We start from the raw sequence: 13,877 nt of genomic DNA on the forward strand, positions 1-13,877 counted from the left end.
AGAAAAAAATATAATTCCCCTTTAACATTTATACAAGTCTCATCTGGAAAACTTTCCAAAACAATCCGAACCCTTATATTTAGAATAAACGCAAAAAATTGCCACCAGTTAGCTTAACTGGTTAGCAATTTTTTAACGAGAATGCTTTACAAATAGTTGAATTGCTTCTTCTGGTACATAGCACTTTCCATTACTCTCTACAATAATACTTCCTAATTCATACCCTTTACCATTGATACGAATTATATTTTTGTTACCAAATAGTTGTGCTTCTACTTTATTATGTTTTACCACGAGTAACGAGTTTGCTCCTTCGGTTTTGTCAGCTGTTACAGTTGCACCGACTTTCTTAAAGGCTTGTTCACTCTCTAAAAATATTTTATTCGTTACTTCTTCTAAGTTAAAGCCCATCGCTTTCGCCATCGTCTTCGCAATGTCTGTATTTTGGATTAAGCCTTCTGGTTTTTGAGGTCCATAAGAATGTAAAAATACATCCTCACCTGTATGTCCTCCTGTCGTAAAGCCGATATTTGCACGATTAGCCAATAATGTAGTAAGAATTCGTCCTACATCCATTTTCTTTTTTGCAGCTTTTAATTTTTCTTTTTCATCATGAGTTAGATTATCCAAACCGTATAGTTTAGCTACATCTTCTACATTTGATAAATCAGATTTCAGTTTATTTATAGTTCCTTCAAGTGTCATTTTCGCCTTTTTCAATGAATCAATGTATGCAGAAACCGGTGTAGTATTGTATCCTTTTGTCGTATTTCTATTCCCTATAGAGATACCGCTGTTACCATGATCAGTTAAAGCTATGAGCATCGTATCCCCATCTTTCTTCGCAAATTGTAACGCCTTTGCTACCGCTTCATCAAATGCCAATACATCACTAATCATCCCAATTGGATCATTAGCATGCGCTGCCCAATCAGGCTTACTACCTTCTACGAATAAAAAGAAACCATCTTTGTCTTTTGATAATGTTTGAATTGCTTTTTCTGTCATTTGAGAAAGTGTTGGTTGTTCTGGATTTGTTGCTATACGATCTATATCAAACGCAAGAGCATGATTTGAGAAAGAGCCCCAAATTTTATTAGATTTGGAGTTCAATAACGCATCTTTCGTTTCAACAAAATCGTATCCTTTGTCTTGAATCACCTTTACTAAATTTTCACCATCTTTTCGGATTCCATTACTTTTCATAGGTAGCAGCGCCGCTTTTCCCCCGCCTAATACGACATCTATATTTTGATATACTTGCTGCTTCGCAATTACGTCAAATTGCTTGCGATTGACATGGTGAGCCGAGAATCCCGCCGGAGTAGCATGCTGAATTTCAGATGTAGCAACAATTCCAGTTGCACGGCCAGTACGTTTTGCACCTTCCAATACGTTTGCGACCGGCCGTAACTTGTCCTCTTCTTTTATTGGCTTTAAGTTAGGTGAATTTACAATAGAAGGTAGTACGCCTACATATCCTGAATTCGATTTATTTCCAGTTGCTAATGCTGTTGCTGCTGGCGCTGAGTCTGTAATAGCTGATTCCGCCGAAAACGTACGAACACCTCCTGTTACAATTTGATCTAACGTAAGCGGTGCCCCTTTATACCAGCGAGCCAATGTTGTCGCCGTTGAACTCGTTCCGTCCATAACCATCATAATTATATTTTTAGGCTGGTGTTCTACTTTTTTCACCTTAGCTTTGGCCGCATGATAATTCATCATACTTTCCGTACTTAATACACTTACTATTATAGCTCCCACTAATAGTAATTTTTTCATCTTCACACCATAATTAACCATGATTGTTCCTCCATAAACTTTGCATTCATTTCAATACACCTTATTTCCTTTTTCATTCCACAACCTACATATGTTTTATTAGTTCCCAATTCTTATAAAGCTAACAATAGTTACTTTCTCTTTCTTTCCTTAATTAAATACCGGTATGTGTCATCTATCTTATAAAAAAGATTTAGCATCCTTTTCATTAATTACTTGTTTAACAATAAATCCTCGATTAAAAGGAATAAAAATTTATTGTTAAACAATAAATTTCATGTTAAATTAATAAGATAATAAATAAATGAGGTGCTTTTTATGAAACAAGGATCCACACTCTTTTTAAAGACCGTTGTGATTCTGATCGGAATCCCCGTTCTTGCTATGTGCATTTTTTTAGTCCCTAAAATAGGAAATTTCGCCGCAGAATTATATCCAGATATTTCATATATTAAATATCTTGTATTTATCAATTTATACGCAACAGCAATACCTTATTACTTCGCACTGTACCAAACATTTAAGCTTTTAAACTATATTGATAAAAACAACGCATTCTCAGAGTTATCTGTTCAAGCTTTAAAAAATATTAAGTACAGCGCATTGGCAATTAGTGTATTATATGTATTAGGTATGCCACTTTTCTATCTCGTGGCAGAGAGAGATGATGCCCCTGGCATTATTATTATCGGAATGATTATGATTTTTGCTTCAATGGTAATCGCGGTCTTTGCTGCCGTTCTCCAAAGACTATTAAAAGATGCTATAGATATAAAATCAGAAAATGATTTAACGGTCTGAGGTGAATAATATGGCAATTATTATTAATATTGATGTAATGTTAGCAAAAAGAAAAATGAGTGTAACAGAACTTTCGGAGAAGGTTGGAATCACAATGGCTAACCTTTCTATCTTGAAAAATGGAAAAGCAAAAGCAGTCCGTTTTTCAACTTTAGAAGCAATATGTAAAGCATTAGAATGCCAACCGGGGGATATTTTAGAATATCAACCTAAAGATACCGAATAAAAAGAGTCCTTTATACGAGTAATGGGTTCAGTTTAGGAAGAGAAAAATGCTAATAAACATTAGAAATAACAAACTAAAACGCTCAGAAAATATTCTGAGCGTTTTTTATTTCCTTCTTCAACTAAAGCACCAGTTAGTGTAAAAAGCTATTTCACCATTTGTATGGCTAACTTATCTTTTAACATTGACCTATATGAGTCAATTTCATATTTTGTATTATTGATTGTTTCTTTTTTCATTTTTAACATATCGAATATTTCTAATTCTAAATTCCTTCTAGCTTCAAGAACTTTTATCGCTCCTTCTACACCTGAATGGTGATGTTCTTTCCCATAGCCTTGGTTAGTGTAATAGTCGATAATTCCTGTGGACCATTCTGGAGTTCTTTCTTTTAACGCCTTCCTAAATGAAAATTCAAGATTATCTTGTTCTACATACAATAACATTGGGTTTAAATTCTCTATGATTTTTGCAACTTTCATTACATAATTTATTATTTTTTCTTTTTGTTCACCATATTTAATCATCCCAATAGTTAATGGATTTTGTATGAAACAACATTCAAAGATATAAACCTTATTGTCTTCTAGAGCGATTTCAGCAAAGTCATTCCATTTGTCAGCAATTAATTCAACATTTTTATCGAATGGTAATTCGTATATATCATTTTTTAAAATAACGTTAAATAATTCGTCCGAAAACTGGTCACCAAACTCATTTTTCATCTTTCTGTATGGTAATAAATAATTGCTTCCTTTTTTTAGAACTTTCTTAAGGAGCACTTCTTTAAAATCTCCACTGTTAGATAATAATCTATTGAACTCAAATTTATTAAAACAAGATACACCATCATAGTCGGCTGGGTGGTTCAAATTTCCCTCTAAAAATAGTTCAACTTCAATTTTATTTTGGCTTAGAATTTCATTTATTAGCTTTGCAGTGGTTGATTTTCCAAATCCAGGTAACCCTTCTACTATTATTAGTTTTGTATTCATAGTTATAAACCCCTATCTTCAAAGTATTTAACCAAGATTAAAAAAATCACTTAATCCACTACAATCACCCCTTCAAAATATGATATTTACCATTTCCTTTGAAAAAACCTTCTTAAAGTAATCTGAACGCTAGTTTAAGAACATTTTTTCACAATCTCTATAATTATTTTAACATAAATTTTCCATTTATCTTATTATTTAGAACGCTATTTAACTATATAAAAGCGCTTAAACACTGAAAGAACAATAAAAAAAGGGATGCTAAATCATAAGTGATTTACATCCCTAATTTGTATGTTATTTTATATTTTCACTCCCGTAACTATACCCGTTATCATACGAAAAGGACTCTTTTTATTTCACATTACGGCGCAAAACTAATTTGACCAGTAAACAATAGGATAATCGCTATGATCCAAAATATAAAAAATGATGAGGACAGTATTAATGAAAGGATTGCAATCCCCTTCTTCTCTGTTTTTTTCGTCATTGTGATTATTGAAAGCATGATACCTACACCTGTCAGGGCAATTGTAATATAATCTCCAACTATATTACCTGCATTCGCTATCCTTGTTGGCGTTATAAAAACGAATAGAAAACACAAAATGCCGATGAGTAAAGATATATAGCTTATTATACTGTACTTCTTTTTAGGAACTATTTCTGTTTTCATACTAATCCCACCCCTTCTATATAGCTATGAGTTTATATTAGCATGAATAACCATAATTTGGTTATGATAAAAAGCAGATAAAACGGACACTATCACTTTATCTGTCAGTTTATTTCTATCTAACAACTAACCTGACTATTTCTTTACTAAAGATATACAATCATTCTTTAATCCACGGCAATTGGTATATAATAGCTCTAAAAAATAAAGACTGTACCTTTAAAATGAAAGATACAGTCTTTATTAATAACTTTTTTTATAAAGAAAACTCTCTATCACTCACTACCTTAAAAAACTCCGAGTAATGTGATAAAGAATAATCCGCTACATCACAATTACCTTGAAACATACATGTTGAAATACCTAATTCTTTTGCAGGTAATAAATCTAATTCTCTATCTCCAATAGCTAAATCAATATTGTATTTTTTATGCAGATGATTATAAGCTAAAGAGTTTGGCTTTCGAGGAAAGCCATCGTCAATTGTAACCATATCTACGAAGTATTTTTCCCAGCCGTAATATTTTAAAATGCCCATAACCCCTTCCCTATGTTTATGGGTCATAATCACATTTTTATTTGCAAATTTCAAAACCTCTTCGACACCTGCAAAAGGTTTCATATCTTTTGACGTGAATTTTCCCTTCAAAACTTTAATCTTTTCTTCCTGCTCGCATGAAATATTATAATACTGAATTGCATGAGAGTATGATATTTTTAAGTTTTTGTATATTTCTTGTTTTTCTACTGAATCACCTAATATTTCAGAAAGCATCATTGTATATGCAGGATACGTATCAAATAACGTCCCATCAAAATCCCATAAAATATTCATTCTATTCACCTTCTATGTTCAAATCATTTAATGACTAAATCCGCCCTATCCCTCGGCGATTCCATTTCTAAGTAATAATCCTCTGCTTTCCAATACCTATTTTCAAACTTTGAAAGGTTTTTCTGTGTCTCCTCACTCTCACGTAGAAACCTTGTCTCTCTTGGACAGTCCAAATAGACCATATAATGAAAGAAATCTCTCCATTCTTTTCGCTGCAGAAAAACTCCTTCAATAACAATTACGCCTACAATAGGAATCTGTACTTTTTTCATTTCACATGAGTCCGTTTCCTCTTGATAAAAAGGCAAAATTAATTTTGTCTCATGTTGTAACTTCTGAAAAAACTTCTGCCTCAAGTATGTAATATCCCACTGTAAACAATAATACTCATACCATTCTTCATGGTTTGTATAATAGCGTCGATTACGCTCCACTATATGATCATCAATATGGAAAATATGAAACGGAATGCCTTCTTGTTTCATATTTTCTTTTAAATTTGCTACGAATGTTGTTTTTCCTGAACGACTTAAACCATCTATACCTAAAATGAATCTATTTTCCCTATGATTCTTCATAATCGTTATAAGTTCGTTTGTACTCATTACTTCTTCCACTCTTCTTTTAATAAAGAATATAAAATGGTATCATGAGCAACTCCATTTTGAATCATATGTTTTCGAAGTAATCCTTCTTCTTGAAATCCTGCTTTTATTAACAACTTTTGAGAAGCTTTATTTTCTACATATACAACCGCTGCGATTCTTATCAGTTGCAGCATTTCAAATCCGTAAGCTAAAATCGCTTGTAATGCTTCCGATGCATATCCTTGTCCCCAATATGTATCATCTAATTCATAACCAATTTCAGCTCGTTTATGATTATTATTAATTAAATGAAATCCGCACGTTCCGATTAATTGGCCCGTCCCTTTTTTCTCGATTCCCCAGCGAAATACACTGCCCTCTTCATAACGATTTTTAAACGTTTGAATCGTTGTTTTCGCTTGCTCAATATTTTCAAAAGAATCCATTCCGAAATAACGTATAACTGATTCTTTCGAAAAATATTGGAACATCGTTTCTGCATCTAATAGTGTAAGTTCTCTTAAGAGTAAACGTTCTGTTTCTAGTTTTGGAAATCCCATCTCTCTTTCTCCCTCTATTCTAATGAACTGCAAATTTCAATATAATTTCCATCTGGATCAGCAATGTAGGCAATTGTTTGTCCCCACGGTTTTACAATAGGTTCAACTAAAATCTTGATTCCTTGTTCTCTAAATTGTTCAATCGTTTCTTGTACATTCTCAACAACGAATCCTAATTCGAAATGAGAAGACTTTAATTCACCTTCTGTAAGCGGTAGTCCTGTTAATTCTTTCACATCTTGCCGCGTATTCATCGCTAAAATGGTAGTTCCAGTATTAAATTCAATATATGTACCGTGCTCTGCTTTTATAGGTAACTGTAAAATATCTTTATAGAATTTTAAACATTCCTCAAACTTTTCTACATATAAAATGATGTACTTCATTTTCAAATCCATTTTACATCCCCCTTTATATCTATCCCTAAAATTTCGACAAAAGTCTCACAAAAACCTTGTTCCTTGTAGTAATGAGCAAAAAAAATGAGGCCGATTTCTCGGCCCCCCAGCTTATTGGCATAAAACAGGAGATTTGGTTTGGACATAACCAGTTCGTGCTTTTATTATATTTTATTTTTTCTGAATTTTAAATACATTAAACACCTATTTATATTGAGAAAGTTTTTTGCTTGCATAAAATTAAAGATTTTAAGAAATGATACAAATGGAGGTGTATACATATGGAACCAATGCTATGTCCAAGCTGTAAAACGAACCGTACTCGCTTTAATATTCTTGAACAACAAGTAAAACCAGTCAAATTAAATCCACAAACTGGTCAAGTAGAAGAAGAATACACAAATGAAACGATGAATGCTTTTCATATGGCCTATCAAGGACCTACATACCGTGTCCAGTGTGCTGTATGCGGACTTGTTGAAAACCCAGAACAATTTATTAAACCTGCGCAAAATCAGTCTTTCTAATAAAAACATTATTATCCCTTGTAGAAATAGATTTTTCTATAAGGGATTTTTCCATTTAATAAGTTAATTAAAGATGTATTTCTTCCTTATTATATATTAAAACCCACACCCTTTTGGTAATATTTACATAAGGAGGGGGATAACAAATGATTTTAAATAAAAAGATAATGCTTCCATCAACATTTCTACTAGTAACTTGCCACATAGTCATCTTTTACTTTTGGATCTTCGATTTTGAAAAAATAACGACTCCTTACGGTCTAACAATATGGATTGTTTCTACTATTTGTGGTCTTTTACTTTATTACCATTTTAAAAATCAAAAATCTAATAAAGTGATATTTATTGCTAATTCTTTATTATTAATTATTTCTTCTTCATTTATGATTTTTTTAGGTATTGTTACTAGTATCATCTTTGTAACTGTTAGTTCTATGAATTAAATATATATTTTTATTATATAAAAAATAGTTAACAAAATAGAATTACATAAAAATTAAAGAAGAAGATAATGATGTCATTGTCATCATTATCTTCTTCTAGAGTCTAATCTTTATTATAATATTTCACTTTTCAATTTCTTGATTTTCCAAAAAATTCTCATGAAGAAATAAGCATACATACAACCTACAAGCCCTGTCATAACTTTCGCCCAAATTGGCACTCTTGATTCTGTTGAACTTAAAAATACGCTATACATTGAGGGTAATATAGTTATTGAAATTAATGCGAAAAATTGTAATAATTCCTTCATTTTTTGCACCTTCGTGTCCTTCTCTGAATATATGTCAGGTAACTCAATTCCCTTCTCTACTTCCTTACAAAAATAATTCCATCTTGTAAAACTTGTGACACGTTTCCAACCAGACATTTCATATATTTCAAAGTACTCCTGTTGTTTTTCTTTTGAATCCCAATAAACCAATCTAAAATCCGCTTTATATATTACATCTTTCGGTTCTGTTTTCTTAAACGTATACAACAAATTATACCTTTGTAACGCCCAACCTTTTTGATGCATTTTCCGTAAAAAAGCTTCTTCTTTTTCTAAACTCCATGCCATGAAAAATTTAAATACCTTCTTTGTCTCCATCTCTCATTCACTCCCCTAATATACTATTCCCATTCCTTACAGATCTCTGTAACCTGTTATACTCGAGCTCTAACACTTCTCTCCCAAACGTTGTTAACTCATAGCACTTCTTTCTATCTGTAGAGGCAACTTCAACAATTAATTTTTCTTTAAGTAATTTCGTCGTATTCCCGTATAACGTACCAGGACCGAGTTTTACTTCTCCATTTGTCATCTCTTCTACCATTTGCATAATTCCATAACCATGCATTGGCTTTACAAGTGACAATAATATGTAGTATGTCGCCTCAGTTAACGGAATATATTTTTGCGCCTTCGCATTCATTATAACTACCTCCGATACATCTCCTTATGATATATCGACTCACGATACATCGTATACCGATATTGCATAATCATATTCCAAAATATGCAAGCTTAATTTAATAATTAAATATCTATTTCTTTGAATTAAAAAATGATACCAATTTTCTGAATAATTCGTTAAAATATAGAAATATTAGCTCTTTTATACTGAAAGGAATGGTACATATGATAAATAAATTGAAAGAAAACATAGGATCTGTGTTTGTTGGTAAAGAAAATGTTATTGATCTACTGCTTGTTTCACTGCTTGCTGATGGACATGTACTACTCGAAGACGTGCCTGGTACTGGGAAAACGTTACTGGCGAAAACCATTTCAAAAAGTATTGGCGGTAGTTTTTCTCGTGTTCAATTTACCCCTGATGTACTTCCAAGTGATGTAACAGGTATTGAATACTTTAACCCAAAAACAAGTGAATTTGAGTTAAGAATTGGACCCGTTATGACAAACATTTTGCTAGCAGATGAAATTAACCGTGCAATGCCGAGAACACAATCTAGTTTGTTAGAAGCGATGGAAGAGCGACAAGTGACGCTTGAAAAACAGTCTACTCCTCTCCCAAAACCGTTCTTTGTTATTGCAACGCAAAACCCAATTGAATCACAAGGGACTTTCCCTCTTCCAGATGCACAGCTTGATCGCTTTTTAATGACGATTTCAATCGGTTATCCAACTCCTGAAGATGAGTTACAAATGATGCGACGTTTTCGTAACGATATACCGCTAGAACGTGTCACACCTGTTATCTCTTTAGAAGATATATTAGAATCACAGAAACGAATAAAAGAAATTTTCATATCAGAACCGTTAGAACATTACATAATTAAACTTGCACAAGCTACTCGAAATCACGATTACATCGCTAACGGTGTAAGCCCACGTGCCACACTTTCTTTAGTGCGCGCAGTTCAAGCATTAGCCTTCTTACGCAGGAGAGAATATTGCACCCCTGAAGATATACAATTTTTAACTCCTTCTGTTTGGAATCACCGTATTGTCTTATCAATGGAAGGTGCCCTGCGCACGACTAAAAATGATATAATGCAAAGTATTTTAAAAGAAGTTGACGTACCTGTGGAGATTGAGCAAGCATGAATGGACAGCGTGTTGTAACTGTACCTTTATTTTTTCAACTCCATATTATTCAACTAACTGTGCCAGGCGCTATACTATTTACGTTTTTTATGCCGCAACGAATTATAATGTTTCTCTTTTTCTCCTATTATTTATTTGCGATTTTCATTTATAAATATGTCGCTTACATAGAGAAAAAATTTGAAGTTATAAACGAGAGACAAACAACTCGGCTTTTCCCTGATGAATCTGGAAAGTTTTTTATTCATTTGAAAAACGGTGCACATATCCCTCTCGTTAATAGTGTTTGTTATTTTCATTTAGATGCGTCTCTTATACAGCATAAAGATCAAGGAATTGAACGAATATCAAAAACGTTATTCTCTTTTCCATTTTCACAACCTGCACATTCGGCGCAAAAATGGGATTTAACATTAACCGCAACGAAACGTGGTGTGTTTCAAATTGAACAGTTCGAATGTGTTTTAAAAGATCCTTTTCATTTATTAAATGTACACTTACCTGTTTTCGATAAGTTAAAAACTGAAATTATTGTGTATCCTTCTCCTAAAGAAGTAGCAGGTTTGCAAGAACTTCAGCAACTTCTAACTGGTTCTTATCGAACTAATTTTTCTTTTTACAATGATGAAACATCTATTATCGGTGTAAAGCGATATGAGCGTGAGTCTTTCCGCTCTATTCATTGGAAGGCATCTGCTAAAATGCAAGAATTACAAGCGAAGCAATTTGAACCTGTAAAAAATTATAGTTGGACGATTTGTCTTTCTTTAGCTGCCGATCGTGGATTTGGTTGGAAAGATAATGTTGAAGATTTAATTTCATTCACAACATACATTTGCCAATATGCAACGAAGCATCACATACCGTTTGAATTATTTATTAGTGTATTAGCAGAAGGTGGTGCATTACATTTATCGTTACATGAAGGGCAAACACAATATGCAAAAGCTTTAGAAGAATTAGCACGTATTTCAGATGATAGTACGTTACTTCCGAAACAAGGATTCCTTCATTATGTAACGAGAAAGAGAGAACGTTCGTCTACAATGATATACATTGGTTTACAGAAAAATGAACTCCCTCTTCTCTCGCAGCCAACGTTCCTCATTAATAGCGAAGGGATGGTGGAATTGGTTGAAAACTTGGCTCTATCACGTTAATGACTTTATTTTGCTTCTCCTCCTTTCATTATTAACAGAAAGGGATGACCTTGTTGCTATTGCCATATTTTTAGCAACAGGCTATATAGGCGTATTTCTTATTCATAAATTTATGAATAAAAAAACAACCGGATTTGTCATACTATTCATTACTCAAATAATTGGTTGTTCTTTCCTTCTCCCATTCTCTCTATTCGGCACAATTATGTTACCGCTTTTCTTCTTTATCGTACATGTAGTCGGACCAGGATATCCAGTTCAAAAATCGTTAGGCGGTATTGTTTGGTTTAGTATTTCAGCCATATTTTATGCGCCCTTTCCACCTTTGTGGAAGCTGTTACTATTAGTTATACACATTATGATTACATTTTGGTTAACTGGGGCAAATCGGAATCAACAGTTATTACGTTTCATTTCTATCATTACGATTGGTGTAATGAGTATAGTACTTGTTTTAGTTTTTCCTTTTATTCGTCTTATTTTTAGCTTTATCACAGAAGTAGTCGCGTTAGGAGTCGGTTATGTTATAAATCCATTTCTCATAGCAGCTGAATTGAAAGATACTGAAGGGGTTTGGGCAAGTAAAGGGCATCTCTTAAAACCTAAAATTGAAGACAATGGGGAAAAACTTCCTGATTTTGACCCCACACTCATAAATAGCATTACCATAATAGCATGTACAGCTATCGCTATTTACGTCGTTTGGAAAATAGTAAAAAAACGAAAACAATTCAGTTTACCAAATATGCCCGCCTTCGAATCTACTATTATTACTAATAAAGAAGGAACGAACCAAAATCGTTTTAAACGAAATAAACCGCCGCATAACGAAATTCGGAAGGAAATTTTCAAGCTAGAGAGTAAGTTAACCCCTCCTTTAAATAGAAAACGGGGAGAAACTGTTGAGGCTTGGCTAGAAAGAATAAATGATGAAGAAGATGTAAATATTCAAAGTGATATTATTATAGATGCTTATAATACGGTGCGTTATTCAAATGGTAAAAGCATTGTACTTCTGCATGAATTTAAGGAAGAGATTCATAAGCTTTATGCCTATCAGAAAAGTTTGAAGAAACGAAAGAAATAACGTAACAAAAAGACTCCTATATTCATAGGAGTCTTTTTATACTTCTACGTTGCTTTTTAAATGGAAGCATTCTTCCCTGCTTCAATTTCTAATGACTCTTCATGCCACCAAAGTGTTTCTTCAGGGTCTTCTTTAGCGATTAGGTGTGCTTCTTTTTTCGTTTCTACTGTAGGATATGAACCTTTTAGCGCACGCCCTGAAGTCGTAACAAATAATACACTAAATACAACTAATCCAATAATACTTACACCCGTCAAATAAAATGCTGGCGCAAGCGGGTTACCAGTTGCATGAACTAAGTATGAACATACGAGCGGTGTTGTTCCACCGAATATCGATACAGAAATATTAAATGAGATCGAAAGTGCTCGATAACGTACATCAGTGAAAAAGAGTGATGGTAATAATGAAGGTAATGTTCCTTCATATACACTTAAGAAGAAACCTAGTACGAAAATACCTGCAAATATAGCTGCAATATGTCCGTTACCTATTAGTAAAAATGCTGGAATTGCAAATACAGTTAAACCAAGTAAACCAATTTGCACGACGCGTTTATTACCAATTTTATCACTTAATTTACCGAAATATAGTGCTAGTGGAATCATAAGTGCCATCGTAATAGAAATAATTAATAAGCCCGTTGTTTCTTTGACTTTAAGTACTTGAGTTAGATAAGAAGGAATATACGAAAGAATCATATAATTCGTAATATTAAAGAAGGCGACAATTACTGTGCTTAATAAGAAGTCTTTTTTGTGATATTTAATAATATCCATAAATGAAAATTGTTCATTGTCTTCAGATTCCTCTTGTGCTTTTTCCATCTCTTCAAAGATTGGAGATTCATCTAGATGACGGCGTAAGTATAAACCGACCAAACCAATTGGTGCAGCTACTAAGAACGGAATACGCCATCCCCAGCTGAGCATTTGCTCATCTGTTAACAATAACGTCAAAATGGTAACAATTACCGATGCAGCAATGTAACCTGAGAGTGTTCCAATTTCAAGACCACTACCGAGTATACCACGCTTTTTATCTGGAGAAGATTCTGCGATATAAACCATTGCTCCTGAATATTCGCCGCCTGTAGAGAAGCCTTGAATCATCCGGGCAACTAAAAGTAGTATTGGTGCCCATACACCAATTTGTTCATAGGTTGGTAGTAATGCGATGAATAATGTAGAAAGTGCCATTAAAATAATAGTAGTACTTAACACGATTTTTCGGCCGTACTTATCTCCTATTCTACCAAAGAATACACCTCCGATTGGTCGAACGAGAAAGGCTGCTGCAAATGTACCGAATGTAAGTACAAGTTGCAATCCACTATTATCAGCACCTGAGAAGAATAATTGACTTAAGATAACCGCTAAATACGCGTATAATCCGAAGTCAAACCACTCCATTGCGTTCCCTATACCAGTAGCAATTACTGCTTTCCTGGCTTGTTTAGGATTGACAATATTAACGTCTTGAGGTTCAAAATTTAAATCATTATTTTGTTGCATATAATAAAACAGCTCCTTATTTAATTTAACTTCTTTAAGCACACCTTCTCTTATTGAATAAAATTAATTCGAAGCACTTAAGGAAAATTAACGTCTCCTTATCTGTTATTATTGTTTCACATAATTAATTATTTGTCCAATGAGATGCTCTCTATGTTAAGTAATTTACTTT

Annotated in this window: 17 protein-coding genes; 7 read left to right on the forward strand and 10 right to left on the reverse strand. The window is 33.3% G+C overall.

The annotated features are described in order from the left end of the window. Nucleotides 1-132: 132 nt before the first annotated feature. Nucleotides 133-1,806, reverse strand: coding sequence for an alkaline phosphatase (locus DN400_RS21445; protein ID WP_097914129.1), 1,674 nt, complete (start codon nt 1,804-1,806; stop codon nt 133-135). A 297-nt stretch (nt 1,807-2,103) separates the two neighbouring features. Between DN400_RS21445 and DN400_RS21450 the strand changes: the two genes are divergently transcribed. Further along, a complete protein-coding gene (locus tag DN400_RS21450) occupies nt 2,104-2,586 on the forward strand; it encodes a DUF2975 domain-containing protein (RefSeq protein ID WP_000809125.1) in 483 nt (160 codons plus the stop codon). 10 nt (nt 2,587-2,596) lie between these two features. Beyond that, nucleotides 2,597-2,812 carry a helix-turn-helix domain-containing protein gene (locus DN400_RS21455; protein WP_000974623.1) on the forward strand — a complete coding sequence of 72 codons (216 nt, stop codon included), beginning with the start codon at nt 2,597-2,599 and terminating at the stop codon, nt 2,810-2,812. A gap of 146 nt (nt 2,813-2,958) precedes the next feature. Here DN400_RS21455 and DN400_RS21460 read toward each other — a convergent pair whose 3' ends face one another. The 6 genes from DN400_RS21460 to DN400_RS21485 form a co-directional block, all read right to left on the reverse strand. Continuing rightward, nucleotides 2,959-3,807, reverse strand: coding sequence for a P-loop NTPase family protein (locus tag DN400_RS21460; protein ID WP_050844076.1), 849 nt, complete (start codon nt 3,805-3,807; stop codon nt 2,959-2,961). Between the two features lie 364 nt (nt 3,808-4,171). After that, nucleotides 4,172-4,483 (reverse strand): hypothetical protein, encoded by a 312-nt coding sequence (locus DN400_RS21465; RefSeq protein ID WP_000845548.1) that lies wholly within the window; start codon nt 4,481-4,483, stop codon nt 4,172-4,174. A gap of 256 nt (nt 4,484-4,739) precedes the next feature. Next, complete coding sequence (locus DN400_RS21470) at nt 4,740-5,318, reverse strand: HAD-IA family hydrolase (protein WP_016512647.1); 579 nt, start codon at nt 5,316-5,318, stop codon at nt 4,740-4,742. Nucleotides 5,319-5,341: 23 nt separating this feature from the next. Then, nucleotides 5,342-5,923, reverse strand: a complete 582-nt coding sequence (locus DN400_RS21475; RefSeq protein ID WP_016512646.1) for a kinase — start codon at nt 5,921-5,923, stop codon at nt 5,342-5,344. Continuing rightward, nucleotides 5,923-6,465, reverse strand: coding sequence for a GNAT family N-acetyltransferase (locus tag DN400_RS21480; protein ID WP_000506652.1), 543 nt, complete (start codon nt 6,463-6,465; stop codon nt 5,923-5,925). The genes DN400_RS21475 and DN400_RS21480 overlap by 1 nt, the downstream gene beginning before the upstream one ends. Nucleotides 6,466-6,479: 14 nt before the next feature. Further along, entirely contained in the window at nt 6,480-6,863 is a 384-nt protein-coding gene (locus DN400_RS21485) for a VOC family protein (RefSeq protein ID WP_000364497.1), read from the reverse strand. A 281-nt stretch (nt 6,864-7,144) separates the two neighbouring features. Here DN400_RS21485 and DN400_RS21490 point away from each other — a divergent pair, with 281 nt between their 5' ends. Then, the gene (locus tag DN400_RS21490) at nt 7,145-7,390 is read left to right on the forward strand and encodes a hypothetical protein (RefSeq protein WP_000433609.1); all 246 of its coding nucleotides are present in this window, start codon (nt 7,145-7,147) and stop codon (nt 7,388-7,390) included. A 146-nt stretch (nt 7,391-7,536) separates the two neighbouring features. After that, nucleotides 7,537-7,833, forward strand: coding sequence for a hypothetical protein (locus tag DN400_RS29975; RefSeq protein ID WP_075720573.1), 297 nt, complete (start codon nt 7,537-7,539; stop codon nt 7,831-7,833). Nucleotides 7,834-7,946: 113 nt separating this feature from the next. Here the strand turns inward: DN400_RS29975 and DN400_RS21500 are convergent, their stop codons facing one another. Beyond that, the gene (locus DN400_RS21500; RefSeq protein ID WP_075719993.1) at nt 7,947-8,483 is read right to left on the reverse strand and encodes a DUF2812 domain-containing protein; all 537 of its coding nucleotides are present in this window, start codon (nt 8,481-8,483) and stop codon (nt 7,947-7,949) included. Between the two features lie 7 nt (nt 8,484-8,490). Then, complete coding sequence (locus DN400_RS21505) at nt 8,491-8,808, reverse strand: PadR family transcriptional regulator (protein WP_000991893.1); 318 nt, start codon at nt 8,806-8,808, stop codon at nt 8,491-8,493. Between the two features lie 206 nt (nt 8,809-9,014). Between DN400_RS21505 and DN400_RS21515 the strand changes: the two genes are divergently transcribed. The 3 genes from DN400_RS21515 to DN400_RS21525 are packed head-to-tail and all read left to right on the forward strand — an operon-like array spanning nt 9,015 to nt 12,191. Further along, nucleotides 9,015-9,944 (forward strand): AAA family ATPase, encoded by a 930-nt coding sequence (locus DN400_RS21515; protein WP_098256230.1) that lies wholly within the window; start codon nt 9,015-9,017, stop codon nt 9,942-9,944. Further along, the gene (locus DN400_RS21520) at nt 9,941-11,104 is read left to right on the forward strand and encodes a DUF58 domain-containing protein (RefSeq protein WP_098366162.1); all 1,164 of its coding nucleotides are present in this window, start codon (nt 9,941-9,943) and stop codon (nt 11,102-11,104) included. The genes DN400_RS21515 and DN400_RS21520 overlap by 4 nt, the downstream gene beginning before the upstream one ends. Next, nucleotides 11,079-12,191: a DUF4018 domain-containing protein gene (locus tag DN400_RS21525; protein ID WP_023522311.1), complete on the forward strand. Its 1,113-nt coding sequence runs from the start codon at nt 11,079-11,081 to the stop codon at nt 12,189-12,191. Before DN400_RS21520 ends, DN400_RS21525 begins: the two co-directional genes overlap by 26 nt. Nucleotides 12,192-12,247: 56 nt before the next feature. Here the strand turns inward: DN400_RS21525 and DN400_RS21530 are convergent, their stop codons facing one another. Further along, complete coding sequence (locus tag DN400_RS21530; protein WP_147801915.1) at nt 12,248-13,705, reverse strand: MFS transporter; 1,458 nt, start codon at nt 13,703-13,705, stop codon at nt 12,248-12,250. Between the last annotated feature and the right edge of the window lie 172 nt (nt 13,706-13,877).

This window comes from Bacillus sp. AR8-1 (assembly GCF_008042345.1).
In the GTDB taxonomy this organism is placed as follows: Bacteria; Bacillota; Bacilli; order Bacillales; family Bacillaceae_G; genus Bacillus_A; species Bacillus_A cereus.

What these genes read in the sequence shown, in the direction of transcription:
- DN400_RS21445 (WP_097914129.1), bottom strand. Translation starts at nt 1,806, where the DNA reads ATGGTTAATTATGGTGTGAAGATGAAAAAATTACTATTAGTGGGAGCT.
- DN400_RS21450 (WP_000809125.1), top strand. Translation starts at nt 2,104, where the DNA reads ATGAAACAAGGATCCACACTCTTTTTAAAGACCGTTGTGATTCTGATC.
- DN400_RS21455 (WP_000974623.1), top strand. Translation starts at nt 2,597, where the DNA reads ATGGCAATTATTATTAATATTGATGTAATGTTAGCAAAAAGAAAAATG.
- DN400_RS21460 (WP_050844076.1), bottom strand. Translation starts at nt 3,807, where the DNA reads ATGAATACAAAACTAATAATAGTAGAAGGGTTACCTGGATTTGGAAAA.
- DN400_RS21465 (WP_000845548.1), bottom strand. Translation starts at nt 4,483, where the DNA reads ATGAAAACAGAAATAGTTCCTAAAAAGAAGTACAGTATAATAAGCTAT.
- DN400_RS21470 (WP_016512647.1), bottom strand. Translation starts at nt 5,318, where the DNA reads ATGAATATTTTATGGGATTTTGATGGGACGTTATTTGATACGTATCCT.
- DN400_RS21475 (WP_016512646.1), bottom strand. Translation starts at nt 5,923, where the DNA reads ATGAGTACAAACGAACTTATAACGATTATGAAGAATCATAGGGAAAAT.
- DN400_RS21480 (WP_000506652.1), bottom strand. Translation starts at nt 6,465, where the DNA reads ATGGGATTTCCAAAACTAGAAACAGAACGTTTACTCTTAAGAGAACTT.
- DN400_RS21485 (WP_000364497.1), bottom strand. Translation starts at nt 6,863, where the DNA reads ATGGATTTGAAAATGAAGTACATCATTTTATATGTAGAAAAGTTTGAG.
- DN400_RS21490 (WP_000433609.1), top strand. Translation starts at nt 7,145, where the DNA reads ATGGAACCAATGCTATGTCCAAGCTGTAAAACGAACCGTACTCGCTTT.
- DN400_RS29975 (WP_075720573.1), top strand. Translation starts at nt 7,537, where the DNA reads ATGATTTTAAATAAAAAGATAATGCTTCCATCAACATTTCTACTAGTA.
- DN400_RS21500 (WP_075719993.1), bottom strand. Translation starts at nt 8,483, where the DNA reads ATGGAGACAAAGAAGGTATTTAAATTTTTCATGGCATGGAGTTTAGAA.
- DN400_RS21505 (WP_000991893.1), bottom strand. Translation starts at nt 8,808, where the DNA reads ATGAATGCGAAGGCGCAAAAATATATTCCGTTAACTGAGGCGACATAC.
- DN400_RS21515 (WP_098256230.1), top strand. Translation starts at nt 9,015, where the DNA reads ATGATAAATAAATTGAAAGAAAACATAGGATCTGTGTTTGTTGGTAAA.
- DN400_RS21520 (WP_098366162.1), top strand. Translation starts at nt 9,941, where the DNA reads ATGAATGGACAGCGTGTTGTAACTGTACCTTTATTTTTTCAACTCCAT.
- DN400_RS21530 (WP_147801915.1), bottom strand. Translation starts at nt 13,705, where the DNA reads ATGCAACAAAATAATGATTTAAATTTTGAACCTCAAGACGTTAATATT.